This window comes from Tenacibaculum sediminilitoris (assembly GCF_964513795.1).
GTDB classification, from domain to species: Bacteria; Bacteroidota; Bacteroidia; order Flavobacteriales; family Flavobacteriaceae; genus Polaribacter; species Polaribacter sediminilitoris.
In genome coordinates, this window is record NZ_CAZEQR010000021.1 from 1 (window position 1) to 25,197 (window position 25,197).

At 31.1% G+C, this 25,197-nt stretch carries 27 protein-coding genes and 1 pseudogene; 5 read left to right on the forward strand and 23 right to left on the reverse strand.

Translation table 11 applies throughout. From position 1 onward, the window contains the following. The coding region (locus ACKTSW_RS06920) for a transposase (RefSeq protein WP_408024270.1) at positions 1–150 on the reverse strand (150 nt) is incomplete at its 3' end. Between the two features lie 73 nt (positions 151–223). Here ACKTSW_RS06920 and ACKTSW_RS06925 point away from each other — a divergent pair. Beyond that, positions 224–406, forward strand: a complete 183-nt coding sequence (locus tag ACKTSW_RS06925) for a hypothetical protein (protein WP_408024547.1) — start codon at positions 224–226, stop codon at positions 404–406. 36 nt (positions 407–442) lie between these two features. Here the strand turns inward: ACKTSW_RS06925 and ACKTSW_RS06930 are convergent, their stop codons facing one another. From ACKTSW_RS06930 to ACKTSW_RS06940, 3 genes are all read right to left on the reverse strand, one after another. Then, positions 443–1,330 (reverse strand): 3-hydroxyacyl-CoA dehydrogenase family protein, encoded by an 888-nt coding sequence (locus ACKTSW_RS06930; RefSeq protein ID WP_408024548.1) that lies wholly within the window; start codon positions 1,328–1,330, stop codon positions 443–445. A gap of 181 nt (positions 1,331–1,511) precedes the next feature. Continuing rightward, positions 1,512–1,688 (reverse strand): hypothetical protein, encoded by a 177-nt coding sequence (locus ACKTSW_RS06935; RefSeq protein WP_408024549.1) that lies wholly within the window; start codon positions 1,686–1,688, stop codon positions 1,512–1,514. 3 nt (positions 1,689–1,691) lie between these two features. Continuing rightward, entirely contained in the window at positions 1,692–2,651 is a 960-nt protein-coding gene (locus ACKTSW_RS06940) for a Gfo/Idh/MocA family protein (RefSeq protein WP_408024550.1), read from the reverse strand. Positions 2,652–2,870: 219 nt separating this feature from the next. Here ACKTSW_RS06940 and ACKTSW_RS06945 point away from each other — a divergent pair, with 219 nt between their 5' ends. Beyond that, complete coding sequence (locus tag ACKTSW_RS06945) at positions 2,871–3,512, forward strand: protein-L-isoaspartate(D-aspartate) O-methyltransferase (protein WP_408024551.1); 642 nt, start codon at positions 2,871–2,873, stop codon at positions 3,510–3,512. A 190-nt stretch (positions 3,513–3,702) separates the two neighbouring features. Here ACKTSW_RS06945 and ACKTSW_RS06950 read toward each other — a convergent pair whose 3' ends face one another. From ACKTSW_RS06950 to ACKTSW_RS07005, 12 genes are all read right to left on the reverse strand, one after another. Next, complete coding sequence (locus ACKTSW_RS06950; RefSeq protein WP_408024552.1) at positions 3,703–3,876, reverse strand: hypothetical protein; 174 nt, start codon at positions 3,874–3,876, stop codon at positions 3,703–3,705. Positions 3,877–3,897: 21 nt separating this feature from the next. Beyond that, positions 3,898–4,758, reverse strand: a complete 861-nt coding sequence (locus ACKTSW_RS06955) for a substrate-binding domain-containing protein (protein ID WP_408024553.1) — start codon at positions 4,756–4,758, stop codon at positions 3,898–3,900. Then, positions 4,759–5,628: a nucleoside phosphorylase gene (locus tag ACKTSW_RS06960; RefSeq protein ID WP_408024554.1), complete on the reverse strand. Its 870-nt coding sequence runs from the start codon at positions 5,626–5,628 to the stop codon at positions 4,759–4,761. Further along, positions 5,629–6,573: a DUF1835 domain-containing protein gene (locus tag ACKTSW_RS06965; RefSeq protein ID WP_408024555.1), complete on the reverse strand. Its 945-nt coding sequence runs from the start codon at positions 6,571–6,573 to the stop codon at positions 5,629–5,631. Positions 6,574–6,715: 142 nt separating this feature from the next. Beyond that, complete coding sequence (locus ACKTSW_RS06970) at positions 6,716–7,039, reverse strand: translation initiation factor (protein WP_408024556.1); 324 nt, start codon at positions 7,037–7,039, stop codon at positions 6,716–6,718. A gap of 5 nt (positions 7,040–7,044) precedes the next feature. Then, positions 7,045–7,992, reverse strand: a complete 948-nt coding sequence (locus ACKTSW_RS06975) for an isopenicillin N synthase family dioxygenase (protein ID WP_408024557.1) — start codon at positions 7,990–7,992, stop codon at positions 7,045–7,047. Positions 7,993–8,052: 60 nt separating this feature from the next. Beyond that, entirely contained in the window at positions 8,053–8,727 is a 675-nt protein-coding gene (locus tag ACKTSW_RS06980; RefSeq protein ID WP_408024558.1) for a DUF6048 family protein, read from the reverse strand. A gap of 22 nt (positions 8,728–8,749) precedes the next feature. Continuing rightward, positions 8,750–9,226 (reverse strand): DUF6452 family protein, encoded by a 477-nt coding sequence (locus ACKTSW_RS06985; RefSeq protein ID WP_408024559.1) that lies wholly within the window; start codon positions 9,224–9,226, stop codon positions 8,750–8,752. Positions 9,227–9,314: 88 nt separating this feature from the next. After that, positions 9,315–9,677, reverse strand: a complete 363-nt coding sequence (locus ACKTSW_RS06990) for a four helix bundle protein (RefSeq protein WP_408024560.1) — start codon at positions 9,675–9,677, stop codon at positions 9,315–9,317. Positions 9,678–9,721: 44 nt separating this feature from the next. Then, a complete protein-coding gene (rlmD, locus tag ACKTSW_RS06995) occupies positions 9,722–11,173 on the reverse strand; it encodes a 23S rRNA (uracil(1939)-C(5))-methyltransferase RlmD (RefSeq protein WP_408024561.1) in 1,452 nt (483 codons plus the stop codon). 103 nt (positions 11,174–11,276) lie between these two features. Then, positions 11,277–11,972, reverse strand: a complete 696-nt coding sequence (locus tag ACKTSW_RS07000; RefSeq protein ID WP_408024562.1) for an OmpA family protein — start codon at positions 11,970–11,972, stop codon at positions 11,277–11,279. Positions 11,973–11,986: 14 nt separating this feature from the next. Then, positions 11,987–12,463 carry a hypothetical protein gene (locus ACKTSW_RS07005; protein WP_408024563.1) on the reverse strand — a complete coding sequence of 159 codons (477 nt, stop codon included), beginning with the start codon at positions 12,461–12,463 and terminating at the stop codon, positions 11,987–11,989. A gap of 250 nt (positions 12,464–12,713) precedes the next feature. Here ACKTSW_RS07005 and rocD point away from each other — a divergent pair, with 250 nt between their 5' ends. Further along, a complete protein-coding gene (gene rocD / locus ACKTSW_RS07010) occupies positions 12,714–13,952 on the forward strand; it encodes an ornithine--oxo-acid transaminase (RefSeq protein ID WP_408024564.1) in 1,239 nt (412 codons plus the stop codon). A gap of 50 nt (positions 13,953–14,002) precedes the next feature. Here the strand turns inward: rocD and ACKTSW_RS07015 are convergent, their stop codons facing one another. The 4 genes and pseudogenes from ACKTSW_RS07015 to ACKTSW_RS14305 form a co-directional block, all read right to left on the reverse strand. Then, positions 14,003–15,109 (reverse strand): hypothetical protein, encoded by a 1,107-nt coding sequence (locus ACKTSW_RS07015; RefSeq protein ID WP_408024565.1) that lies wholly within the window; start codon positions 15,107–15,109, stop codon positions 14,003–14,005. 5 nt (positions 15,110–15,114) lie between these two features. After that, on the reverse strand, positions 15,115–15,882 hold the full coding sequence (locus tag ACKTSW_RS07020) for a hypothetical protein (protein WP_408024566.1): 768 nt from the start codon (positions 15,880–15,882) through the stop codon (positions 15,115–15,117). Positions 15,883–16,115: 233 nt separating this feature from the next. Further along, positions 16,116–19,091 (reverse strand): DEAD/DEAH box helicase, encoded by a 2,976-nt coding sequence (locus tag ACKTSW_RS07025; protein ID WP_408024567.1) that lies wholly within the window; start codon positions 19,089–19,091, stop codon positions 16,116–16,118. Positions 19,092–19,253: 162 nt separating this feature from the next. Then, positions 19,254–19,900: pseudogene (locus ACKTSW_RS14305) on the reverse strand (IS1 family transposase). Positions 19,901–20,521: 621 nt separating this feature from the next. Here ACKTSW_RS14305 and ACKTSW_RS07035 point away from each other — a divergent pair. Further along, the gene (locus tag ACKTSW_RS07035) at positions 20,522–21,664 is read left to right on the forward strand and encodes a hypothetical protein (protein ID WP_408024569.1); all 1,143 of its coding nucleotides are present in this window, start codon (positions 20,522–20,524) and stop codon (positions 21,662–21,664) included. Positions 21,665–21,827: 163 nt separating this feature from the next. Then, positions 21,828–22,280: a TlpA family protein disulfide reductase gene (locus ACKTSW_RS07040; RefSeq protein ID WP_408024570.1), complete on the forward strand. Its 453-nt coding sequence runs from the start codon at positions 21,828–21,830 to the stop codon at positions 22,278–22,280. Between the two features lie 606 nt (positions 22,281–22,886). Here ACKTSW_RS07040 and ACKTSW_RS07045 read toward each other — a convergent pair. From ACKTSW_RS07045 to ACKTSW_RS07055, 3 genes are all read right to left on the reverse strand, one after another. Further along, positions 22,887–23,537 (reverse strand): hypothetical protein, encoded by a 651-nt coding sequence (locus ACKTSW_RS07045; protein WP_408024571.1) that lies wholly within the window; start codon positions 23,535–23,537, stop codon positions 22,887–22,889. Further along, on the reverse strand, positions 23,518–23,856 hold the full coding sequence (locus ACKTSW_RS07050; RefSeq protein ID WP_408024572.1) for a DUF3592 domain-containing protein: 339 nt from the start codon (positions 23,854–23,856) through the stop codon (positions 23,518–23,520). Before ACKTSW_RS07050 ends, ACKTSW_RS07045 begins: the two co-directional genes overlap by 20 nt. Continuing rightward, a partial coding sequence (locus ACKTSW_RS07055) for an RHS repeat-associated core domain-containing protein (RefSeq protein WP_408024573.1) occupies positions 23,846–25,197 on the reverse strand: 1,352 nt, incomplete at its 5' end. The genes ACKTSW_RS07055 and ACKTSW_RS07050, both read right to left, overlap by 11 nt.

The following is a 25,197-nucleotide window of genomic DNA, read 5'->3' on the forward strand; positions in this document are numbered from 1 at the left end:
CTTTTCCATGCCGCCGTATTTCTTGCGCCAGTAATAAAATGTACTCTTATCAATACCTAATTCTCTGGATAAATCTCCTACAGATCTTCCTTGTTCATTCTCCTTGAGAGCCTTAATGATTTGACTCTCGCTAAATTTGCTGATTTTCATAATGACAGTTTGAATTTAAAGTTAGTAAATTCGAATTTATAACTGTCCTGTTTTTGGGGAAGCCTACAAAAGGATGAAAGAAATAGGAGGTTATTGTGAGTGTTCAATAGACAAAATACAGAAGAACTTTACACAAAAAGAATACATTGAGATTAGTAAAGAAGATATGAAGGTTCAAGAAGAGAAATTACTGCCAAGTTTTAAGAATTGTTTAAATGAATACCAAGAGAAAATAAAAAAGAGAAGCTCCAATTAAAAACTTCCCTTTTTTTATATGGTTGTAAGCTAAAGTTTACGAAAACATTTTCGCTACTTTCTCAGCTTTTCTACTTTCAGAATAATCGTAAAAACCTTCACCAGATTTAACACCTAACTTACCTGCTGTAACCATGTTTACTAATAACGGACATGGAGCGTACTTAGGGTTTTTAAATCCGTCATACATTACGTTTAAGATAGATAAACAAACATCTAACCCAATAAAATCAGCTAATTGTAAAGGTCCCATAGGGTGTGCCATTCCTAGTTTCATTACAGTATCAATTTCAGCAACACCAGCAACACCGTTGTATAAAGTTTCAATACTTTCATTAATCATTGGCATTAAAATACGGTTGGCAACAAAACCAGGGTAATCATTTACTTCAACAGGAACTTTATTAATTTTCTTAGTTAAATCAACTGTAAAGGCCATTACTTCATCAGAAGTGTTGTACCCTCTAATGATTTCAACCAATTTCATAATTGGCACAGGGTTCATAAAGTGCATTCCAATTACTTTTTCTGGTCTGTTGGTAGCTGCTGCAATTTGAGTAATTGAGATTGATGAAGTGTTGGTAGCTAAAATGGTATCTTCATCACAAGCTTCATCTAAATCTTTAAAGATTTTAAGTTTTAGGTCAACATTTTCAGTAGCAGCCTCAACAACTAAACTAGTGTTTTGAACACCTTCTTTAATAGAAGTATGTGTAGTAATGTTGTTTAAGGTATTATTTTTATCGTCTTCAGTAATTTTTTCTTTCGCTACCATTCTGTCTAAGTTTTTAGTAATGGTTGCTAAACCTCTATCTAAGGAAGCTTGCGAAATGTCGATAAGTTGAACATTGTATCCAAATTGAGCAAACGTATGCGCAATTCCGTTCCCCATTGTTCCTGCTCCTATTACGGCGATATTTTTCATGTTGTTGTGTGTTTTAATAGTAGGAGAAATAAACTCCAATTACTTTATTATTTTGCGGATTATTATTTGAAATTTTTAGTTGCAAACTATCATTTTTTTGAATTGACTCCTACATCGTAGCCTTATTTCTAAAGTTTGAGTTGTATGTTCTGTTTTCAAAATAATATTGATAATAAATTTTTTAATGAAATCCTATGTCTTTAATTTCATCAACTATCTTTATAGAGTCAATTTGAGTGTTTACTTTTTTAGTTTTACCAAAAAAGAAAGCTATGTTCCCATTATTCCATAAAAAATATAATCCTCCAAAGAATATTATAAAGTATAATAAAGAACCAAACGCTCTAAGAGAATTCATTTTTTAAAAACAGTCTATAATTTGATGTGCTACACGTAAAGATTCAGTACCTTGACTTAAAGAAACAATAGGGGTAGTGTTATTAAGAATAGCATTTGCAAACGACTCTAACTCATCTAAAATAGCGTTGTTAGTAACTACTTCAGGATTGTCGTAATAAATCTGCTTTTTAACACCTTCAGCATTTTGTAAAATCATAGCAAACTCATCAGGTTTCTCTGGTACATCTTTCATTCTAACAACTTCCGATTGCTTTTCTAAAAAGTTCACAGAGATGTAAGCGTCTTTTTGAAAAAAACGACTCTTACGCATATTCTTCATTGAAATTCTACTTGCTGTTAGGTTAGCAACACACCCGTTTTCAAATTCAATACGAGCATTGGCAATATCAGGAGTTTCTGAAATTACGGATACACCACTAGCATGTATGTTTTTTATTTTTGAATTTACAACCGATAAAATAATATCAATATCATGAATCATTAAATCTAAAACTACAGGCACATCTGTTCCTCTAGGATTAAATTCAGCTAAACGATGTGTTTCAATAAACATTGGTGTGTCAATCAAGTCTTTTACAGCCATAAAAGCAGGATTAAAACGCTCAACATGTCCAACTTGTCCACGTACATGGTATTGACTAGCCAAAGTTCTTATAGCTTCTGCCTCTAATACAGTATTGGTAATAGGTTTTTCAATAAAAATATGTTTTCCTTTCTCAATAGCTTGTTTAGCACAATCAAAATGAGAAAGCGTTGGAGTGACAATATCAACTACTTCAACAGCATCAATTAATGCTTCTACTGAATCGAATAATTTATAACCAAATTCATCAGCTACTTTTTGTGCGTTTTCTGTAAAAGGATCATAAAACCCTACTAATTCATATTTTTCTGATTGTTGTAACAAACGCAAATGGATTTTTCCTAAGTGACCTGCGCCTAAAACTCCAGCTTTTAACATAAGTGAAAGATTATTAGTTATTTGATTGGTTTGTTGAAAAAGAAATGATTTCTACAAAAAATCAACGCAAACAAAGATACACTTTTATACAGATTTATTACTACTTTTATCCTGCCGAAATTTTATAATTAATGAGACCCATAATGGGTGTTTTAAATAAGAGATAATAGGTTTTATAGTAATTTAACTAGTAACTCCTATTGGTAGAGTAATATAAGAATGAAGGACACAACCAAACATCAAGGACTTAGAAATCAATTAGCAAACGTTTTAGAAGCAAAAGGAATTAATGACGAAAAAGTGTTAAAGGCTATCAGAAAAATTCCAAGACATTTGTTTATGGATAGTAGTTTTGAAGCACACGCGTATCAAGACAAAGCTTTTCCTATTGCTGCTGAACAAACAATCTCCCAACCTTATACGGTGGCATTTCAATCACAAGTGTTAGAAGTAAAACCAGGTGATAAAGTATTAGAAATAGGAACTGGATCTGGATACCAAACAGCAGTGCTGTTAGAATTGGGTGCAGAAGTGTTTTCAATAGAAAGACAACATGAGCTGTTTAAAAAAACTTCAATGTTTTTACCAAAATTGGGGTATAAACCTAAGCGATTTATTTTTGGAGACGGTTATAAAGGTTTACCAGAAGAAGCTCCTTTTGATAAAATAATTGTAACAGCTGGGGCTCCTTATGTACCTAAAGCATTATTAGGACAAATTAAAGTAGGAGGTAGGTTGTTGATTCCTGTGGGAGATAAAGAGCAAGTAATGACACTTTTTATAAGAAAATCACCCAAAGAGTTTGAAAAACATGAGTTAGGTGGTTTTAGATTTGTGCCTATGTTAAAAAAGAAAAATTAATTATTAAAGCTAAATTATATTATGAAAAAAGAAAAAAAATGTATTATGTTATTACTGGAATGGAAATTATATTAATGTTTACTATCAAATTTGCTTTTGAAAAAGGAACTTTACTGGAAGAAATTATAGTAAAGTAAAAAAATCCGCCTAAAAAAGCGGATTTATTGAATTTGAATAAAGAAACACCAGTTTATTCAGCAATTACTATTTCAGTTGCATCGGCAACTACTACTATCTCTTGCTGTTGATGTTGTTTTTGTTTGTTTGTATTAGTTTTAGCTAAACCGCATGGACTAGTACTTCCGCAAGAAGAAAAACCTAATAAACTAACAGTACAAATTGCAATAAATACGACTCTTTTCATCATTCTCTGTTTTAATAAAAATCAAATATACATATTTCTAATCAAGTCACCAGAATTTTCCTTCTTTTCAATAACGTTAAATGCTACCATTTTATTTTGTATGTCCGTAATTAAATTTTCGGTAACAGGTTCACCATCATTCCATTCAGTAATAGATAACCATTTTTGAATGTCATCTAGTTGTTGTTCATATCTATTCGCCAGAATTTCATCTATATTATCAAAGTCTTTAAATTCTTTAGTACAGTTATTAATAATATCGTGTACTTTTTTTACTTCCTCAAAATGGTTTTCTAGTATTTCATTACGAACAGCAATTACAAAACAAGGCCATGGAGTAGGGCAGTTACCAATTCTTCTAAAAGTACCATTATCTACTAATGGCTTGGTGGTAAAGTGTTCCCACATAAAATAATCGGCTTCTCCGTTAGTTAAAGCATCAATTCCACCTTGCAAATCTCCAACTACTTTAAATTGTAATTTATTAATGTCCCAACCATTGTTATGAGCATTTACAATAGCCATGAGTTGTGAGCCAGAACCAAATCGGCTAATGGCTACTGTGGCATTCTCTAAATCATCAATTGTTTTAAATTTAGAGTTCGCAGCAACATGAATTCCCCAAACGAGCGAACTTTTCACAAAGGTTTGTGTAATTTTTGATGGATTCCCATTAATAATATCTTTTATAATTCCTTCGGTAAGTACTAAGGCAATGTCAACTTCACCTGAGCGTAAAGCTTTCGCCATAGCTCCTGTACCTCCAGGGTAATCTTCCCAGCGTAGGTTAATACCTTCTTTGGTGTATTCTTTGTTTTTTAAAGTGATGTACCATGGGTAATTAAAGTGCTCTGGAACACCACCTATTTTTAACTTTAGCATTTATTCAACTAATTTGTCTAGGGTATAAATAATCAATTCGTTAACTACTTTATACGGATCTTCACTAAACGTTCCGTTAGCTCTGTTGGCAATAATAGCATTCATTGAAGCAGCATTATGACCTAGTAATTTTGCTAATCCGTAAATGGCAGAAGTTTCCATTTCTAGGTTAGTAATTCGATGATTTTTATATTTGAAACTGTCTATTTTTTTATTTAAATCGGGATCCTGTATAGGCAAGCGTAATACACGTCCTTGTGGTCCGTAGAAACCACCTGCAGTTGCTGTAATTCCTTTAAACACCTTATCAGATAGTAATTTAGTTTCTAGTTCTTTGCCATTAGAAATTATTAGAGGATATGATTTTTTAACACTCCAATTGGTATGTTTAATAAAGGCCTCTTCAATATCAGGATGTGAAATTTCATTTGCTTTATAAGATTGTAGCATTCCGTTTAAATCTAATCCGTGAGAGCTTAATAAGAAGCTATCAACAGGGATATCGGTCTGTAAAGAACCAGAAGTTCCAATTCTTGTAATATTTAAAGCGGTATGTTTTTCTTTTATTTGGCGAGTGTTTAAATCAATATTCACTAAAGCATCTAACTCGTTTAAAACAATATCAATATTATCAGAACCTATTCCTGTAGAAATTACAGAAATTCTTTTTCCTTTATAGGTACCCGTAGTAGTTTTAAATTCTCTTTTTTGGGTACTATATTCTATAGTATCAAAGTATTTGGTAACTTTATCAACACGATATTGGTCTCCAACAAAAATAATATCGGTGGCAATGTATTCAGGTCTTAAGTTCAAATGGTAAATACTACCATCAGGATTTAAGATGAGCTCAGAATGTTGTATACTCATTTACGATGTAATTTTTAACAGCTTATCAGTAGAGTTTACATAGAGATAGCTGTATTTTTTAGCGCCACCAAGGTACGAAAAATCAGAACGAATTTTAGCATAATAGTTCGTTTGGTTTAGTAGTACTTTTTTTCCTGTTTTACTAAGTTTTACAGGATTAAAAGAGGTAAAAAGCTTTTTAAGGCTTTCAAGTTTGTTAATGTATTGAATGTCACCAAATCCGTAGTTTTCTTGATGCGTTAATAAGTTGGCTATAAATTCATCTTGGTTCGCAAATGTATGTTCGTTGGCTATTTTTAAAATATTGTTTTCTAGGTGATTTAACCCATTTTCAATAGAAGGGAAGCGAAGTAAATGAGCTTTTATAGCACTCTCTAAATATACGAATGGTGATTTAGGATTAAATTTATGTGCATTTTCAAGGGGTAATGGACTATCAGAGCAGTATAGTTGCCAGATATAATCGGCATACTCTATATCGTCTTGAGAAAGTTCTATTTTATTTTTAAAGTGCTTTTTTAATTGGTTATCAGATAATTCACCTAAACCATATAATTTTTTAGAGTTATCTACTTTACCACTTGTTACTAAAGAGATTTTGTGATTTTTACGATATCTTTTTAGCCAACTGATTACTGCTAACATGTTTATTTGACAAAACAAATCGTATTCAAACCATAAAACAATCTCTTCTTGTTGTTTTTGATTACAAAGGTTGCGGTATTCTTTAAGGGTATAATCTATAAACTTCTTCTTAGTAACTTTATAGGTAGTTTTAAAAAAATCAAAACGTGTTTTCCAAAAATCTTCACTACCTACATCTACTGATGTTTTTCCTTCACATAACATTTCACGCCATGTAATAATATCGCCTTCAATATTTAATTTTTGAAGTCTTTGAGTTGTGAGATCTCCATTGGTTATGTGTAATAAAGAATGTTTCATGATTTTAGGGAATTAGTTGATTTCTTTATATAAAATAAACGGTTTATTTTATACGTTATTATTTATTAGATGGTATTTAACACTTTACAAAAGTTGTAAATATAAAAAAAATGTCGAAGAATAAAATTCTCGACATTTTTACTTATCCACCAACGCGTTTTACGTTGAATCCTTTATCTTTTAAAAGTTGCATTATAGTATCTCTATAATCACCTTGAATAATAATTTTATCATCTTTAAAACTACCACCAACACTTAACTTGGTTTTAATTTCTTTAGCAAGTTTTTTAAAGTCTTGTGTAGCCCCGTTATAGCCATCTATAATGGTAACGGGTTTTCCTTTGCGTTTTTCATATTTACAAAGAATAGGTTCTTCTTGTAGCCAGACATCAGGTTTTTTTTCTTCAGATTTTTCTTCAAACTGATGATCTGGGAATAGGTTTTTTAATTGATCTTGTAAATCCATTAAATTTATTTTTTCAATCCTAATTCGCGTAAACGTTCATCTAAAAACTCACCTGCAGTAATATCTTCAAACTGTTTAGGGTTGTTTTCATCAATACAGTTATCTAAAACATTTAGTTTCATGTCAGAAACAGGGTGCATAAAAAACGGAACTGAATAACGTGATGTTCCCCATAATTCTTTTGGAGGGTTCGTTACACGGTGAATTGTTGATTTTAATTTGTTGTTACTGTGACGTGATAACATATCGCCAACATTAATCATTAATTCATCATCTTCGGCTATAGCATCAATCCATTCTCCTTTATGGTTTTGTACTTGTAAGCCTTTTCCTTGGGCTCCCATTAGTAATGTAATTAAGTTAATATCACCATGAGCAGCTGCTCTTACAGCGCCTTTAGGTTCAGTAGTTATAGGAGGGTAGTGAATTGGACGTAAAATACTATTTCCATTTTTGATGTAATTATCAAAATATGTTTCTTCTAATTCTAAATGTAACGCTAATGAACGTAAAACGTATTTGGCAGTTTTTTCTAACATTTGGTATGCCTCCTTACCAACTTTATTAAAGTCAGGAAGTTCTTCAACAATTACATTTTCGGGGTATTCGTTTGCGTATTTTGAGTCTGCATCAACATACTGGCCAAAGTGCCAAAACTCTTTTAAATCTCCTTCTTTTTTTCCTTTTGCACTTTCTTTACCAAATGAAACATATCCTCTTTGACCTCCAATACCTGGAATTTCATACTTCTCTTTTATATTTGTAGGTAAATCAAAAAACTTTTTGATTTCAGTATATAAATTGTCTACTAATTCATCGTCTAAAAAGTGCCCTTTTAAGGCTACAAATCCTATATTCTCATAAGCGTCACCAATTTCATTGATGAATTTTTGTTTTCTTTCTGCATCATCTGATAAAAAATCTGCTAAGTTTACGCTTGGGATTTTATTCATTGTTAATAAGTTTTATTATTCAGACTGTAAAGTTAGTGAAATCAAGTGTATGCTGATAATTTATTTATTAACAAAAGGGATTAAGTATGATATTGTGTAATTAAATCCGAAGCCTGTACTACTCTCAAATACACGATTAAAACCAGGGGCATATAAGGTTTTAAATCCTTTTTGGTCGTCAATACTTAACATGATTTTATATGAAAAGCTAAAACCAATAAACAAGTTTTTAAAAGTTTCGACTTTTATACCTAATTGCAATTCAGTCCAATGCGCAGTTAACCCCGTGTCTGTTATAGGTGTTTGTATAGAAGGAGTTGAAGGAAAATAAGGTGTTGTGCCTTCTGAACCTGAAGATACGTTAGGTGTGTAGCTGTTTAAAGTATGGTCAAACATAGCAAACCCATAACGCATACCTACATAAATTTCATTATTCATGTCTAACCAGTTTTCGTATGCATTATAATTAGCGCCAAACCTAATATAACTTCCTTTTGAAGTTGATGAAGTAAAGTCTTCAAAGGTAATTTCTTTTTCATATCCTAACTCAGTTGCAACATACCACTTTTCAGATACTCTATAATCACCTACTAATTCTAAACCACTGTAACTTTTATCAACAATAGTAAGAACTGGTTTGCTAATATCGGCACCTATACGTAAACCGTATCCAGTTTTATAAGTGATAGTATCCTTTTTTGTTTCTGTAGTATTCAATTGTGAATATCCGTTCACAAATATTAATAGAAAACATAAATTAATGAAATACTTGTACATGGGCGCTAGCTTGATTATCGATTAAAGGAATTTGATTAGTAGATAAGCTGCTTATCCAACCAGAATGACTTAAGTTAACATCTTTAAAAATAACTCTGAAACCACACGAACGAGACACATAGTCGTCTTCAGGGGTGTATTCAATAGTAAGCGTAGCCGTTTGGTTATTTGCTATATTACCATCTACATCATTCATTTTTAATGTATATACTGTTTTTTGGGATAAACTATTTAAAGGAATAGCAATACTATCTGCTGTCCTATTGGTAAAAAGGCTATCGGTTTTCCCTTCTGCAATTACAGATAAACGTTCTACATTTTTTAAATCATTCGTGTTGTCCATATTGTAAAAGCGAAGGACTAAATTAGGAGTCACAGGGTTTTGTGTACAGAAATCATCTTTTTCACAAGCTATTAAACTTGCTATGATTATGAATAGCGCAATGTATTTTTTCATATAATTGTTTATCTGTTTATCTGTTTATCTGTTTATCTGTTTATCTGTTTATCTGTTTATCTGTTTATCTGTTTATCTGTTTAGTTGTTTATGCGTTAAGTTGAGATTTTCTTAATGCGTTTAACATATTGCTTATCTTTTCTAGCTTTTTTCTGACTAAAATATAATCTTTTTCAGAAATATAGTTTAGTTCTCTTGAGATTATGAGTTGATTTAACACCTCCATTGCTGAACTATAAGAAATAGTAATAAAACGTGCTTTATCTTTATTACTTTTTCGTGCTGTACCTTCTGCTAAGTTAGAGGCTATTGAAACTGTAGCTCTTCTTAGCTGTGAGGTTAATCCGAAATTTTCATTTATGGGAAAGCTATCAGTTAAACTATATACGTTTTTAGTTAGTGAGATACTTTCTTTCCAAACTTCTAATTTTTCAAAAGAATAAATTTTCATAGCAAATAAACCTTTAAACAGTTAAATGAATCAACTCAACGATATTACTTCTCAAATAAAACAACAGTTTCTATATGTGAGGTATGCGGAAATTGATCTACTAAACTAATCTTTTTTAATTGATATCCGTTGTTCATCAACTCTTCTGTGTCACGCGCTTGTGTTGCTGGGTTACAAGATACATAAACCATTCTATCAGCATTTAAGTTTATGATTTTTTTAAGCGTTTTTGGTGCAATTCCTGCACGAGCTGGATCTAAAATAATAGTTCTTATTTTGTTTTTATATTGTGGGTGTTCATTTAAAAACTTTCCTACATCAGCTGCATAAAATTGTAAACCTTCAATATTGTTTCGTTTTGCATTCTTCTTAGCATCTTCAATAGCAGAAGCTACAATATCTACACCAACAATTTTAGTGTTATTTGACTTTGAAGCAATAATTTGCCCAATGGTTCCAGTACCACAGAATAAGTCCATCACTACGGTATTGTCAATTGCATCTTTGTTCTCTAACGCATAGTCTACTACTTTGGTATATAGTTTTTCGGCAGATTTAGGGTTGGTTTGAAAAAAGCTTTTCATACTAATTTCAAAGTTTAAACCTAATAACTCTTCAACAATTTTATCTTTTCCATATACTAATTGAATACTTCCAGAAGTTGCGATGGTTCTATCGCCAGTTTCGTCATTAATAGTGTGTAGTAAACCAGCGACTCTATTACCAAATAATTCTACTAAATAGTTAGCAAATTTTTCTAAATCGAATTTAGGTAAATCGTGAGAAGTGGTTACTAAATTAAATAATAATTCATCAGTTTTATATGATTTACGTACTACAAAATACCTAAAGAAACCTTCTTTTTTAGGGCCATGCCAAGGAGCTAAGCCTGTGTTTACACAATATTCTCTAATATTTTTGATGTTATCTTCAACTTGTTTGTCAAATAAACCAGAATCTTTATCAAGATTATCACCCATCCACCAAACACCACGACGCTTAAAACCTAAGGTAAATTCATCAACATCGGTTTTGTTTTTACGGTCATAGCCAATAGCAGAAAAACCGTATTCCATTTTATTTCGGTAGTGAAATACATTAGGAGAAGCGATAAGCTCATCAAACAAATCTTCAATATTCTCAACTTTACCAATACGTTTAAATAATGATAAGGTACTTTCTTGTTTGTATTTGTGTTGTAAATCAATAGGTAACTGGATGTAAGGAGCTCCAGGAATGTCTTGATAAGGAACAGTTACTTCATCATCAGAATGTTTTAAAACATCAATTAACTTACACTCGGCATATTTTTTTTTTGATTTATCTACACGTGCTTTTACTAATTGTCCTGGTAGTGTATTTGGAACAAAAACTACAAAAACACCTTCTTCTGAACGTATTCTTCCAATTCCTTTTCCGCCGAAGGCATAATCTTCAATTAAAATTTCAATGATTTGTCCTCTTTTTACAAATTTATTTCGCTCTCTTCTTGGCATTTTATATAATTTATAGTGTGCAAAATTAGGAAAAGATATGGTTTGAAGGTAAAAAAAAGACTACTCATTTAGAGTAGTCTTTTATCTTGTTATGAAGGTTTTTTTATTGACCTGCTTCTTTTTTAGCTTCTTTTATCATTTCTTCGTTAGCAACAATAGCAAATTCAACACGTCTGTTTTTACTTCTTCCTTCAGCAGTATCATTGGTTGCTATAGGATCTTTAACACCTAGCCCTTTAGTATCAAAACGACTGTTGTTTAATCCTTTACTAGCTAAATAACTTCTTACAGAGTTAGCTCTTTTTTCTGAAAGAGTTTGGTTGTATTCAACTTTACCAGTACTATCTGTATAACCGTAAATTACAATATTAGTATTTTCATAATCTTTAAATACAGGTACTAATTTATCTAAATTAGCTTGTGCAGTAGATGTTAAAGTAGCCTTGTTAGTAGCAAACCGAACAGCATTTTCACCTAAAATAAGTTTAATACCCTCACCAACTCTTTCAACTTCTGCACCTGGTAAAGCTTCTTCAATTTCACGAGCTTGTTTATCCATTTGGTTACCAATTACACCACCAGCAACACCACCAATTACACCACCTAGCACAGCGCCTAATTCTGAGTTTTTTCCACTTCCTACATTATTACCAATAACAGCACCAATAACGGCTCCCGCTGTGGTACCAATAACGGCTCCTTTTTGAGTATTGTTAGCATTTTGAATAGATTTACAAGAAGTAAAAATGGTTCCTGCTAAAAATAATATTGATAAACTATAAATGATTGATTTTTTCATAATGTTTCTATTAATTATTGTCTTTGAAATGAATATGTAATATCTTTTACTTGTCCTGCAACATTAACTTTGTCAATTAAGTCAAAACTAGTTTCGGTTACCTTATTTAATTTTAAAATGTACCCGCTATTAACGTCCTTAGCTTTGTGGTTGTTAATAATTTTTAATACAAAGTTTCCATCTTTATTAACATACCAAGAAATAGGAGAACTAAAGTCTTTACAATTTGTGCTTGGATTGTTTAAGCTCATTTGCCCTTCATTATTGTTTGAAATAAAGCTCCAATTACTACCAACAAAGCAGTTTGAGTCTTCAATATTAAAAGCGTTAACTTTTAAGTATTCAGAACCAGGGAAATTAACAGCTGTAATAGCCCAGTTACCTTTTAGCATTCGCTCCGTTTTGTTGTCTAATTTTGTATTTGTTACAGACGTAGATTTACACCCGATTACAGCTATTGAAAGCAGTAATAAAAATAAGATTTTTTTCATAAAATGATATTTAGTTAATTTCTTTAAAGGTAAAAAAAAAACTGATTAACTATGGCTTTATGGTAAACCATAAAAAAGTTATGTTGTTTATATTTTTAGACCCTTTAAAACCTATGAAAGTCACTTAAATTTAATATTTTTGTTTTTAGGGATGATTTCTTTCCCACGCTGAATTTTCGAAACTTCTTTTTCGAAAGGATAAAGGTAGATAAGGAATGGTTATTTTATAAATTTTAAAAAATTAAGAAAAATGGCTGTTTTAGACCAATTAACTTCGCAACAAGCGATTGACTTAGAAAACAAATACGGAGCACATAACTACCATCCATTACCAGTAGTATTGAGTAAAGGGGAAGGAGTATATGTATGGGATGTTGAAGGAAAAAAATATTATGATTTTTTATCGGCTTACTCTGCAGTAAATCAAGGGCACTGCCACCCAAAAATAGTGGGAGCAATGGTAAACCAAGCGCAAACATTAACATTAACGTCTCGTGCTTTTTATAACGATATGTTAGGGAAGTATGAAAAGTTTGCAACTGAATACTTTGGTTTTGATAAATTATTACCAATGAACACAGGTGCTGAAGCTGTTGAAACTGCTTTAAAAATATGTAGAAAATGGGCGTATGAAGTAAAAGGAATTGAGGAGAATGAGGCGCAAATTATTGTTTGTAAGAATAACTTCCACGGAAGAACAACGACGATTATTTCTTTTTCAAACGATCCTGTAGCTCGTAAGAATTTTGGACCATTTACCGAAGGGTTTATCAAAATTGAATATGATAATTTACAAGCTTTAGAAGAAGCTTTAGAAAACAATGACAATATTGCTGGTTTTATGGCGGAACCTATTCAAGGTGAAGCTGGAGTGTATGTGCCTTCTGAAGGATATTTAGCAGCTGCGAAAGCGTTATGTGAAAAGTATAATGTATTATTTATTGCAGATGAAGTACAAACAGGTATTGCACGTACAGGAAAATTATTAGCAGTGAACCACGAAAATGTACAGCCAGATATTTTAATTTTAGGAAAAGCATTAAGTGGAGGTGCATATCCAGTATCTGCAGTATTAGCAAACGATGACATTATGAATGTTATTAGACCTGGTAACCATGGTTCTACTTTTGGAGGGAATCCTGTTGCTGCAGCGGTAGCTATGGCAGCTTTAGAGGTAGTTAAAGATGAAAAGTTAGCTGAAAATGCTGAGCGTTTGGGTAAAATATTTAGAGAGGAGTTAGCGGAGTTTGCTAAAGAAAATGAGTTGGTAACGTTAGTACGTGGTAAAGGGTTATTAAACGCTGTTGTAATTAACGATACTGAAGATAGCTCAACTGCTTGGAATATTTGTTTAAAATTACGTGACAACGGATTGTTAGCAAAACCAACACATGGAAATATTATTCGTTTTGCACCACCATTAGTAATGAACGAAGAGCAATTAAGAGATTGTATTGCAATAATCAAGAAAACGATTACAGAGTTTTAATTGTTCTTATTGAAATAAATAAAAAACGGTGCTAGATTTAGCCCCGTTTTTTATTTGTCTTTTATTAGTTTTTGCACTAATGCTTTTAACTCTTTGATTTCTTTGGTTTGTTCTTCTAAGGTTTTAATTTTCTTTTCTTGTACTTTTAATTGTTTTTCTTGAGCGATGGTGTATAAGGTTAACTCTTCTATTTTTTGAAGAAGTTGTATTTGAAAATCACCAATATTTACCCCATTTTTTTCCATTTCCTCTGCTGAAGCAATTTCAGGTAGATGTTTTTTCTCTTTGATGTATTTTTCAATTTCTGTTAGTGTAGGTAGATTATAGTTTTCTTCAAAAACAAAATCGGCGGTAGGGGTGTTGGTAACTTTTATCTCTTTTGATTCTATTTTACCTAATACGGTAATATTATTAGTAAATTGAGTTTTACCATCTTTAAAAATTTTCATTGTAGCACCCAATGTACTTCCGTTCGGGTAAAAATGAATTCCAGATGTTGTATTAGCTGCTATTGTAGGGATTCCAGCACCATATTTATTTCCCCAAGAGAGATTATGACCATCTTTTATTATTATACTTCCATCAACTTCTAGTTTTTCTCTTGGATTGGTGGCTCCAATTCCGATATTCCCATCATGTCTTAAAGTTAGGGCTTTGTTGTTTCCATAACCGATATCCATATTTGCATTAGGATTGTTATCACGTGTTGTAAAGAACCAGTCCGACCCACCATGAGTTACTGGAGCTAATGATAGCCTTTTTATTTCAATTTCAGAACTAGGACTTCCAGTTTCTTGGCTATCACCAATTTGCAGTGTTGCATTAGGTAGGTGTGTACCAATACCTACATTACCATTTGTTTTGATGTATAGTCCTAATCCTGAAATCCACGGACTAGTACCATGGGCAATATAATAATGAGTAGAAGTATTACCAATTCCATATAAACCTACTCCCCCAAATCGAGTTGTTTTATCTGAAGCAACATTAAAGCTTCCTCGTGCCCATCCTCCAGAGGTTATAGGCGTATTAAAATTTATAGAATTACCATCCATTGTAAGAATACCAGTAGTTGAGTTATTACCATTAGTATTCCATTGAGCTTTTATTCCTAAATTGAGTCCTATAAGAGCTATAATAGCAATTTTGATTTTCATGTTTGTTATTTTGAATTGTTTTGTATTGTTTCTTCTAATTTAGATACTCTTTGTAATAATGATTTTAGAAGAGCGTTCTCTTTTTCTGTTTTAGAATTTTGTTTTTTTAACTTTTCAATTTCCTTTTGTTGCTGAATAGTATACAAAGTCAATTCTTCTATTTTTTGTAAGAGTTTAGCATCCATTTCACCTAAAAAGATCCCATTTTTTTCTACTTCTTTAGCGCTAGGGATGTCTTTTAAATGTCCTTTTTCTTTAATGTGTTTTTCTACTTCTTCAAGAGTAGCTAGGTAGTAGTTTTTTTCAAAAACAAAATCTGACCATCCTGTTTCAACTTTGATTTCTTTAGCTCTGATTTTTCCATTTACGGCTAAATTGAAACCTTTGGTATCATTTGTTCCAATACCCAATTTGTCTAAGATATTAACTTGTGATTTATATGTTATATAGTCTCTTGTTTCATTATTTACAACAGTAGTAGGCGTTGATATAGTAATTAAGTTTTTATCAAAACTTGTTTTTGAAAGCCCAGTTATATTGATAGTAAGATTATTTTTAGTGGATACTAAGTGGTAAATAGGTATTTTTAAATGATTATTTTCATCTAAAAAAGCTTCACCTAATTTCCATTGAGTAGAAATTAATCCAAAAACGGTTGGTACTTCACTGTTAGCAGTGTATAATATCCCAACATTTTTACCAATTTGGTATCTCTTGGTGTATTTTCCAACACTATTTTGATAACTAAAACTAGAAGTTAAAGTAATTTCCATGTAACCTCAAAATCTAATGTCTCCAAAGTCTATATAGGAAACTTGATTTGCAGAGCCCGTTGGTAAAATATGGACTGTCTTTTGTAATGTTAAAATGATGACCTTGAGCATAGGAACTTGAAATAAATTCTATGATAGCTAGGATAGCAATTTTGAATTTCGTTTTCATAAAATATTTATTTAAAGGGCAAATATAGTCTTTTTAATTATTTTTTTAATTGACACAAGTGGCATTAGTTTGCCATTTCATAAATATTCAGGTGTCTTTTTAAAATTCCAGAAGGTGTGTTTTTGGTTTCATCAAAAATTCGGGTATCTCCAAAAAGGATAAAACTTTCTTTTGCTCTAGAAACTGCTACATTTAGCATGTTAGGCTTGTTGTCTTTTTCAAAAAAAAGAGTTCCTTCATCGTCATTAGAGTATACGGAGCTGAACAAGATAATGTTTCGTTCTGCACCTTGCAATGCGTGTACCGTGCCTAGTTTTATATCGCTTACTTTATATCCTGCATCAGTTAAAGCTTTTGATAATTCTCCTTTTTGACTAGCAAAAGGAGTAATAATCCCTAACACACTTTCAATAGAGTCTACATCGTATGCTTCTTGAATGGTTTCTTTGTTTTGTTGTAACCAAGAAATAATAGCTTTTACTTCGCTAATGTTTTGACGACTGTTGTATTTGCGCTCACTAACTCCTTCTATATGATATGCCATCATTGATGGAAATGCTTGGTTTTCTTTCGCTTTTCCTTTCATAGGTTTTAAAATACCATCGTACGCTAATTCGTTACAAAAACTAATAATTTCATCATTACATCGTCTGTGTTCCAATAAAACCAATCCTTGTTCTTTTTTTGCGGGTAATGGAGTTTCAAATTCACAGGCGTTTTGAGCCATTTTCATAATACTTCCGCTAGAAGCTAAAAAACCTAATTCGTCTAAATGTGCATCATTTTGATTTTCAATAATATCAAGACTAGTTAAGTTTCCTTGGTCAATTTTTTTAGGAATAGACCAAATAGGTTCTATTTGTTGTAAATCACCTATTACAAAGGCTTTTTGAGTTAATGAAAATACAGGAATACTTACTTCTGGAGTAACCTGTCCTGCTTCATCAATAATTAACAAATCTAAAAAGTTGTATAGTGGTAAGTATTCAAAAATAGTTTTTCCATTTTCGTTTTCTCCTTGAAATTGACTGTATAAAAAGTGACTTGGTGCTGTATAAAAAGTAGCTACAAAACAAGGGGTGAGCATAGCTCTTCGTTTCCATTTTGCTTTAATAGCATATTCTCCTGTTCCTTTTTCGGTGTTTTTTTCTAACATCTCTTTGGTTTCTAGTAACCAACGGGCTTCCCAATAATGAGTTGCTAACAAGAATGCTTTATGACGTAAACCAATATCTAACTCATCATAAAAGAAACGCTGTGTAGCATCGTTAGATTTTATTTTTTCATATTCATATACCCACATTTGTTCTTCTGAAACAAAAGGAAATCCTTTAATGTTATTTTCGTACTTCCAATTTTTTAGGTTTAAATGTGATTGCATTAGCAGGTTTACATTGTTTATACATTCTTTAATATATGCTGCAGCTTTTTTAGCGTCCAACAGTGTTTCTGCTGTAGCCTTAAAAATGTGTTCCGTATTTTTTGCTTCAAACTGAGTTTCATCAATAAAATAGTGCTTTACCTTGCCAATAAAATCGGTGTCTTTTGTAGCTGTTTTTAAATCGTTTAAAGCAGTTCTCCATTCTTGTAGTTTGGAAATTTTAAACGTACTTTTTTCGATAAAATCTTCTTCGTGTACAAGTATGCTGTTAATATAGTTTATCGCATTTATATAGTTTCTAGAAAAGTCAACTCCGTCAGCTAAAATATTTTGAATACCCATAATTTCTTCTTGTAGATGGTTACACACATCGTCAAGTGAATTTGTTTGGGTATTGAAGTACTGACAGTAGTTTGTTAAAAAATAGTATGCTGCTTCAGAGATATATTTTTCATTTTCTAGATTGCAGAGTGTTCCTTCATGACTAAATAAATTACCTTTTAAATAATTGATGTTAGACAGTTTTTTCTCACTTTTTGAGTTGGAAGGAAGATAGGTGGCATACCCGTTAAAATCAGGAATCCAACGATTGGCTAATTCTCCCATAGTACTTTCAGAGTTGATAAAACTATCAATAATATTGGTTACTGCCTGGTTGTTGTTAGAGCAGGCTAAAATTATTGGAGCTTCTTCACCGTTAATAGCAGCTTTTACAAACTCGGTAGCAACTAAACTTTGCAATAGTGTAGTTTTTCCAGTTCCTGGAGGTCCGTTTACAGCGGTAACTGCATTTTCTTCGGCTACCAAATACGATAACAATGTTTTTCGCTGACTCACGGAAAGAGGGAATTTATTTGACATTTGCCCTAAATGCAAATGGTTATACACTAAAAATCCGTTATCGGTAATGGCTTCTTGTCGTTTTCTTGTATATGGATTGATAATTTTAGAGAGTACAGGTAATTCATCCGTGTTTTTAAGTAGGTTTTCGTACAGAAATAAAATACTTTTTGCGGTAGAAATTTTAGAACTTAATGCAAAATAAGTAAGTTCATATTGTGTGGCATAGCGTTCTACTTGATAACGATATAAGTTGCTAAAAGTTATGGCAGAAAACACTTCGTTAATATAGTTCCAGTACTCATCCCAAGGTATAGGATTTTCACTGTTTTCAAAATCGGGAGCGTCTAGGTCTTTAGCATCTAAAACGGTGTCGATAGAAGAGAAGATAAAATCGTTTTTAATATCTGCCATAGGTGTTAGATAATTGCGAACAATTAAAGGAAATCCATCTTTTGGAGCCGATAATTGTCCTGAACGATTTACAATAGCACTAATCCAAAAAGGATGAATAGTACGTTGTTTGAATTTTGTGTTGTCGGTTTGATATACTAAATGAAAGGGGGCAATTAATATTTTTGTTTCCTCTACCTTATGCCACTTAGGGTTATCTTTTTTAGTGATTCCTTTTAATCGATTAATTTTACGTTCTTCAACATCTAATAATTCATTAGCTTGTTTGGAGTTGATAATAGCGTTGCTTAAATCGGATGATTTTTGATGAAAGAGGTTTTTTATTTTACTAATGTCAATCGCTAAGTTTTCACTATCTGATAAGCTGTTTTTATAATATTGTAACCAGTTTTTTTCGTCGTTCATAGTTGTTCTCGTACTCTTGAAATGTGATTTTTTTCTGTAAGAAAGGGTGCGAAAATACTATATTCAAGGTGTGAAAAAATAGTTTTTGCTAGCTTTTTATTAACGAAAAAATAGGAGAGAGGATAGTGGGTTTGTTTTCAGTAAATTAAAAGATGTAGTATGTTAAAAACATGTTTTAAGTTTAGAAATAAATTTTAAATGGGCTTCTAAATATTTTTTTTCTTGTGAAGCAAATAGTTTTTTTACTTAATCGTTTTATATGTGTTCGTAAGTTTAAATTTATTCGCTCTATGCTGTTCGCACAATATTGAAATATTCTGTGAATTTCTTTTGGAATAATACTCGAATACATATTCAATCCGTTGGAGTAGGAGTGCTTTATCTATAACTGATCTTAAATTTTCTGTATTTCTACCTCCAATTCTATAACCGATAACATTTTTAGTCTTTTGCTCAATAGCATAGATTAATCAATTATGTGATTTACCATTTGCTATTTTTATAAATAGCTCATCTACCTCAAACTTACAACCGAACTTATTAAAATATGGAATCTTAATTTGTTTACTAATCTTTAACATTCTTGATAAAACTGTCTTAGTAGAAATATTCAGTATTCGACTAATACTTCTGACTCCACAACCTTCTTTAAGTAATTTTTTTATGAAATCATTTGTTGAGGCTTTGTAAGATTGATAGCTATATTCTAGCTGAAAATATTTCTTACAATTTTTACAGTAAAATAGTTGTTTGTTAATACGAACACCTTTTTTGATGCAATTATTGGAATTGCATTTTTTACATCTCATAGCACTTATTTTTAAGTGCCAATTTAATACATGTAGCTTAAAAAAACTATATTTATAACTGTCTGACTTACAAAGTTGTTCTTACCTCGTTTTTAATAAGCATTAGTTTACTAGATTACCGAAATGCTGAACAACTTAATGATAAGGAATTGCTAAATTTATTTAAGGAAGTAGAACAAATGGAAAACGAAGATAAAACCACACTATAAAAACTTATAACGTGGCTTATATCTCTATTTTAAAATTTAATCTTTAGTTGCTTACTCCTTACTCTTACTCTTCACGAGCAAAGGATGCTCGCGCTAGCGGGGAGAGCTTCTGATAATGATTAGCAAATGAAAACAAAAAGGTTCTATTTGAGTTTTTTTTTTACTGTTTAAGAACATTTTAGTAGGTTTTAAGTATTTGTTTTTGTGAAGGTTAAGATAATTTTACATTCAGATACAAGTTAGGCCGAAATGTATTGTACAAAAAAACATTAGAAATTTTAAAAATTAAATTATGACAAATTCAGATTTTAAACACAAACCAAAAATTACCTTTATAGGCAATTGCATTCTACTATTCTTATTATCATTATTTCTTCAATCTTGCAGTGATGGTCTAGAGGAGAATATCGAATTGACCGATGATACAGTTTCTAAAGAATTAAAAGCAGGAGATAAATTAGTTATTAGCGAGGAATTCATGGAGCAATTAAAAACTAAATCGAAATTAAAACATGATAAGGTAAGTAATAGAGATTTACAGAATCCAGAACCACTATCTTTTTTTGTGAGTTCATATATAACTCCTAATGATATTAAGTCATGGGGGTGGGCTAGTGGCACTTTAACTCAAGCTACAGATTTAATTAATCGAAGGTATAATGATTGGAGAACAACAGGTAGCGATACTAATGAAAAGATTTACGCAAATAGGGATATCGAAATGGTAATGGGTAAATTACGAGATAAAGATGATTTCAGGGCATATAGGTACAAAAGGTATGGGGAAAATACAAATATACCTGGGACTGATTTGCATTTTAGAACTAGGAGGGTTTATAAAGGGCAAGGATCAGGTTATGAAAAATTAAAAGATTATAATGGATATCTCGGTAATGTAGCTTCTATTTCTAATTATTCTAGTGGAGAAATGCCTCCGACTGTTAATATTACGCATACAGAAACAAGAAGTAATAGTTTCACGATTGAAAAATCTACAACTATAGATAAAAGTTTAGGTTTTGATATTGATATAAATGTTCCATATAAAATGCTAGGGATTCCTGTAACGGGGTCGTATAATGTAAATCAAACTATTAAAGAAGTGGAAGTTGAAACTACAGAAAGTAAATACAGTAAAAGCATTTACATTAATCCAACATTGGATAGTTATAGAGCGAAACCTGGAGAAAGATGTAAATTTATGACTTGGACAGTAATGCATAATTACTTTTATAAGTACACTTTTTCTAATATTTTATATGGTTCAACCAGAATTGTGTGGAGAGAAAAGGACAGATTTTTTTACCTACCAAAATCAAGAGATTTGAATGTTTTATCCGCAGAAATGTTATTACATCCTAATTTAAGATCTAAACAAATGCTAGACTCTAATAAGGCTTTTAATTATTCTAAATTAAAGTCTAATATAGAGGTAGTTTATGATAGAGTCCAAGAAGTTTTTTATGGAGCAAAGTGTACAAATACATCAACAAATAATGTTAGATATGTTGGGAATTATTATGATCCACAAAATAATTATATCCCTAATCTTTAACCTTAAGTTCTTGTAATAAATGAATATGATACTTATTTCAAAATTAAAAAATAAAGTATATTATGTTGTTTTTATACTTCTAATTTCTATCTTATTTATGCTTTTTGTAATAGATTATAAATTTAATAACCTAGAAAGTAGATTGGAGACTACTATAAAGTTTATGGATAAAATGGAGGCAATTGAAAAAAAGAATGAAGAAAGAAAGAAAGCTCTTGATTTAAATTCAAAAGCTCCAATTCTTGAACTTTTAGATGAAAATGGTTCATTAGTAACTTTAGAAAGTTTATCTAATTCTAATGCACTATTGGTTTTCTCAGAAATTGATTGTCCTTATTGTATTAATTCAATAACTAAGGTTAATGAAATTGTAAAAAATAATCCAGACCTTAAAGTTTATTATATTAATTATAATTCTGAACCAGAAAAGAACAAGGTGTACAAAAATAAACATAAATTAAAAGCATCTGTTTTAAGTGGAACAGATATGACCTTTGAAAGGTACAAAATTCAATCAACACCTACTTTTATACTCTTAAGTAAGGATAATATAATCCTTCAAATAGGAGGAGAAATAGATAATATAGATTTTTCATTATTATCAAAAAAATTATAATGAAAATTTTCGAAGAATAACATTAAAGAAATAAATACAAGTTTATAAAAGAGGTGGTTAATATTTTTAATCATCTCTTTTCTTTATTCCATGAAATTAATTTTTTTGTTGTTAAGTAGATTACATTTTTATAGTAGACACGTTATAATTATAAAAAAATAAAAAATAATTCATCCTAATATTTTAAGTATAATATTGTATTCGTAAATGTAGAAAACAGGAGAAAAAACTTTTTTAGAATTAATTTACCACATTAAGCAATAATAAACCTAGGCTTTTAAGGTTATAACAAAACTTCAGTATTTCGATGAACATAATATATCGCTCGAAAAGAGTGGTATGTTTTTTGTAACTATCTGACTTACAAAGTTGTTCTTACCTCATTTTTAATAAACACTAGTTTACTAGATTACCGTAATGCTGAACAACTTGATGATAAGGAATTGCTAAATCTATTTAAGGAAGTAGAACAAATGGAAAACGAAGATAAAAACACCATTAAGCAACTTATAACGTGGCTTTTATCTCTATTTTAAAAATTAAGTTCTAATTGCTTACTCTTAACCGCCACTAGAAAGGATTCTAGCGGGAGCGGGGGTCTTTGGATTATTTATTTTCTAGTTTGGTAATCGGTAATATTTTCACCCCCTTTGGTAGTATAAAAATATCATTTTCTATTTTTTTCCTCTCAATATCAACCGCTATACTAGATGATTTAAATTCACTTACATCCATAATTATTTTAAGCGGTAATGCTTTAGCTTTTTCTGTATAAAAGCTCCAGTTTGCATAATTATGATTTAAAAATTGAGCAGCATTGATTTTAAAATCTGTATTAAAATAATAAGTATAAGTTCCTTTTTGTGTATAAATAATTAATTCATCACACAAATAACCTAAAATAGTTTCCTTTTTTTTATGCAATTCATAATTTAAAACTTCTTCACCTTCTACATTCCCATCACTCCAATAATAATCATTAGATGTAGAGAACTTATTATATAATTTATTTTCAGCGTTAACATAAAGTAGTAGTTGCATAAATTTACCATTAAAGACAGATTTGTAATTTCCATTTTTAAAATAGTACACCTGAGTACCTCCCATTAGAGAGGTTAATTGTTCATTCGACACATTTTTACTCTTACTAACATATGAGTTATTATATACGATCTTACCTTCAAATTGTTGTGCAATACCTTGATAGGATATTATCAATAATACCACCAAGACACCTTTAATTATTGATTCTTTCATTAAAATATATTTCACTATTATTTGGATTTGTTGTAGAGTATACAACCTTGAAAGAGTCTCCTATTTTAATTTTAGACTTATTTATTGTCAATTTTTGATTATTAAAATAAGATTTTTTATTAATATCAAACTTATACTTAATATAAATACCTCTTTTTGCTCTATGCTCCATATCAACTATAATACCAATAGTTTCTTGTCCATTTCTATTTAAATCATATTTATCCCTTAAGGATGAAAAATAACCTACTAATATTCCAGAAACTATCAGTATTACAAAACTTATAAATAATATTTTATCTCTTTTTTTATTGCTCAAAATTAAAAACGGGAATTACAGTATCTTGAAAAAATTGTTGCATTACAGCAGTTGTTCCTGTAACTGGTATCGCTACTGATCTCGTTACAGTTTCTTCACTTACTTTACCAACTGTCTTATTTAATACACCTGTGACTTCTTTTGTTTGTTTAGCTTTTGAAAAATCTTTAAATGCTTCATTAGCATTTTTGGCACTAGATCCTCTTGCTGCCTGAGAACTATTACCTGTAGCTCTAATATTATTGGCTTTATCTAAATTTTTAGCTGCTGCATTTACGTCTGATGTTGCTGATTTTAATGCTTTGTCTGAAGATATGTCACTTAATTTTTTAGCTACTTTATCTCCTCCTTCTGCAAGTGCTAATCCAATTGTAGCATCGCTTACAACTCCTGCTACTGTTTTTGTGCTATTCTCAGTTCCAATAACATCTGTCTCTCCATTAAGATTAACATCAATTGCAGCAGAAGCTATCTCAGTACCTGTTCTAACAACTAATCTTCTAGCTACACTAGCCCCACCTGTTAAGGCTCCCTCTACACCTGCAAGAGCAACATCTGCACCATCTATGTTATTCCATAAAGCATCACCTAAACTATCCCCGCTAGCTAAATTAATAGATGCTTGAACAGCATATTCTGTTAAAGCTCCTACAACAGCTCCAATACACCAAGGACAGTTACCATCAGGGTCGGTTACTTCTGTAGGTCTATTCCAAGCATAACTATAAGGAGATTTATCAACTTGCATTTCATCATCCGCTAAAGCATCAACAACAAACCATCTACCTATGGCAGGATCATAATTCCTTGCTCCATAATCATAAAGATTAAGCCCTAACTCTTGATTAAACTCTTTACCATTATAGCCCCATTTTTGAGCTAATGAGTTTCCTATCGGATTATAAGCTCCATTATACCCTTTTTGTTTTAAGCCAAAAGGATAGTAGTTACTTTCCTCTATAATCTCATTGGTATTTGGGTCAGAACTTGCCGTAATAACCCCATCATTGTTATTGTCTGAATATGATAGTCTTACATTTCCTAAATGGTCTTTGTATTGATATATATAGTTAAATCCTTGTGATATATCATTAGTGTTTTTAGGAGACACGTATCCTTCTGCATGGTTAAAGAACTGTAATGTACCATTTTCATACTTATAGTTACCTGCATAGTCGGTAGTGGTACTGTTAGCTACCTTTCTCAGTTTATTACCCGCAGCATCGTAGGTATAATTAATCGTACCGCCTGCTAAAGTTACATTTACTGGTAAGTTTAGGTGATTGTAGGTAATACCTGTAATTCCTTTGTTTCTATCAACAATCATATTTCCATTCTGAT

Excerpts from the sequence above, each read along its gene's own strand:
- ACKTSW_RS06925 (WP_408024547.1), top strand. The coding sequence starts at position 224 with ATGAAAGAAATAGGAGGTTATTGTGAGTGTTCAATAGACAAAATACAG.
- ACKTSW_RS06975 (WP_408024557.1), bottom strand. The coding sequence starts at position 7,992 with ATGAATAAAATCCCAAGCGTAAACTTAGCAGATTTTTTATCAGATGAT.
- ACKTSW_RS07025 (WP_408024567.1), bottom strand. The coding sequence starts at position 19,091 with ATGAACGACGAAAAAAACTGGTTACAATATTATAAAAACAGCTTATCA.
- ACKTSW_RS06940 (WP_408024550.1), bottom strand. The coding sequence starts at position 2,651 with ATGTTAAAAGCTGGAGTTTTAGGCGCAGGTCACTTAGGAAAAATCCAT.
- ACKTSW_RS06945 (WP_408024551.1), top strand. The coding sequence starts at position 2,871 with ATGAAGGACACAACCAAACATCAAGGACTTAGAAATCAATTAGCAAAC.
- ACKTSW_RS07005 (WP_408024563.1), bottom strand. The coding sequence starts at position 12,463 with ATGAAAAAAATCTTATTTTTATTACTGCTTTCAATAGCTGTAATCGGG.
- ACKTSW_RS06960 (WP_408024554.1), bottom strand. The coding sequence starts at position 5,628 with ATGAGTATACAACATTCTGAGCTCATCTTAAATCCTGATGGTAGTATT.
- ACKTSW_RS07000 (WP_408024562.1), bottom strand. The coding sequence starts at position 11,972 with ATGAAAAAATCAATCATTTATAGTTTATCAATATTATTTTTAGCAGGA.
- ACKTSW_RS07015 (WP_408024565.1), bottom strand. The coding sequence starts at position 15,109 with ATGAAAATCAAAATTGCTATTATAGCTCTTATAGGACTCAATTTAGGA.
- ACKTSW_RS06950 (WP_408024552.1), bottom strand. The coding sequence starts at position 3,876 with ATGAAAAGAGTCGTATTTATTGCAATTTGTACTGTTAGTTTATTAGGT.
- rocD (WP_408024564.1), top strand. The coding sequence starts at position 12,714 with ATGGCTGTTTTAGACCAATTAACTTCGCAACAAGCGATTGACTTAGAA.
- ACKTSW_RS06970 (WP_408024556.1), bottom strand. The coding sequence starts at position 7,039 with ATGGATTTACAAGATCAATTAAAAAACCTATTCCCAGATCATCAGTTT.
- ACKTSW_RS06985 (WP_408024559.1), bottom strand. The coding sequence starts at position 9,226 with ATGAAAAAATACATTGCGCTATTCATAATCATAGCAAGTTTAATAGCT.
- ACKTSW_RS06990 (WP_408024560.1), bottom strand. The coding sequence starts at position 9,677 with ATGAAAATTTATTCTTTTGAAAAATTAGAAGTTTGGAAAGAAAGTATC.
- ACKTSW_RS07045 (WP_408024571.1), bottom strand. The coding sequence starts at position 23,537 with ATGAAAGAATCAATAATTAAAGGTGTCTTGGTGGTATTATTGATAATA.
- ACKTSW_RS07040 (WP_408024570.1), top strand. The coding sequence starts at position 21,828 with ATGGATAAAATGGAGGCAATTGAAAAAAAGAATGAAGAAAGAAAGAAA.
- rlmD (WP_408024561.1), bottom strand. The coding sequence starts at position 11,173 with ATGCCAAGAAGAGAGCGAAATAAATTTGTAAAAAGAGGACAAATCATT.
- ACKTSW_RS06955 (WP_408024553.1), bottom strand. The coding sequence starts at position 4,758 with ATGCTAAAGTTAAAAATAGGTGGTGTTCCAGAGCACTTTAATTACCCA.
- ACKTSW_RS06965 (WP_408024555.1), bottom strand. The coding sequence starts at position 6,573 with ATGAAACATTCTTTATTACACATAACCAATGGAGATCTCACAACTCAA.
- ACKTSW_RS07020 (WP_408024566.1), bottom strand. The coding sequence starts at position 15,882 with ATGGAAATTACTTTAACTTCTAGTTTTAGTTATCAAAATAGTGTTGGA.
- ACKTSW_RS06935 (WP_408024549.1), bottom strand. The coding sequence starts at position 1,688 with ATGAATTCTCTTAGAGCGTTTGGTTCTTTATTATACTTTATAATATTC.
- ACKTSW_RS06930 (WP_408024548.1), bottom strand. The coding sequence starts at position 1,330 with ATGAAAAATATCGCCGTAATAGGAGCAGGAACAATGGGGAACGGAATT.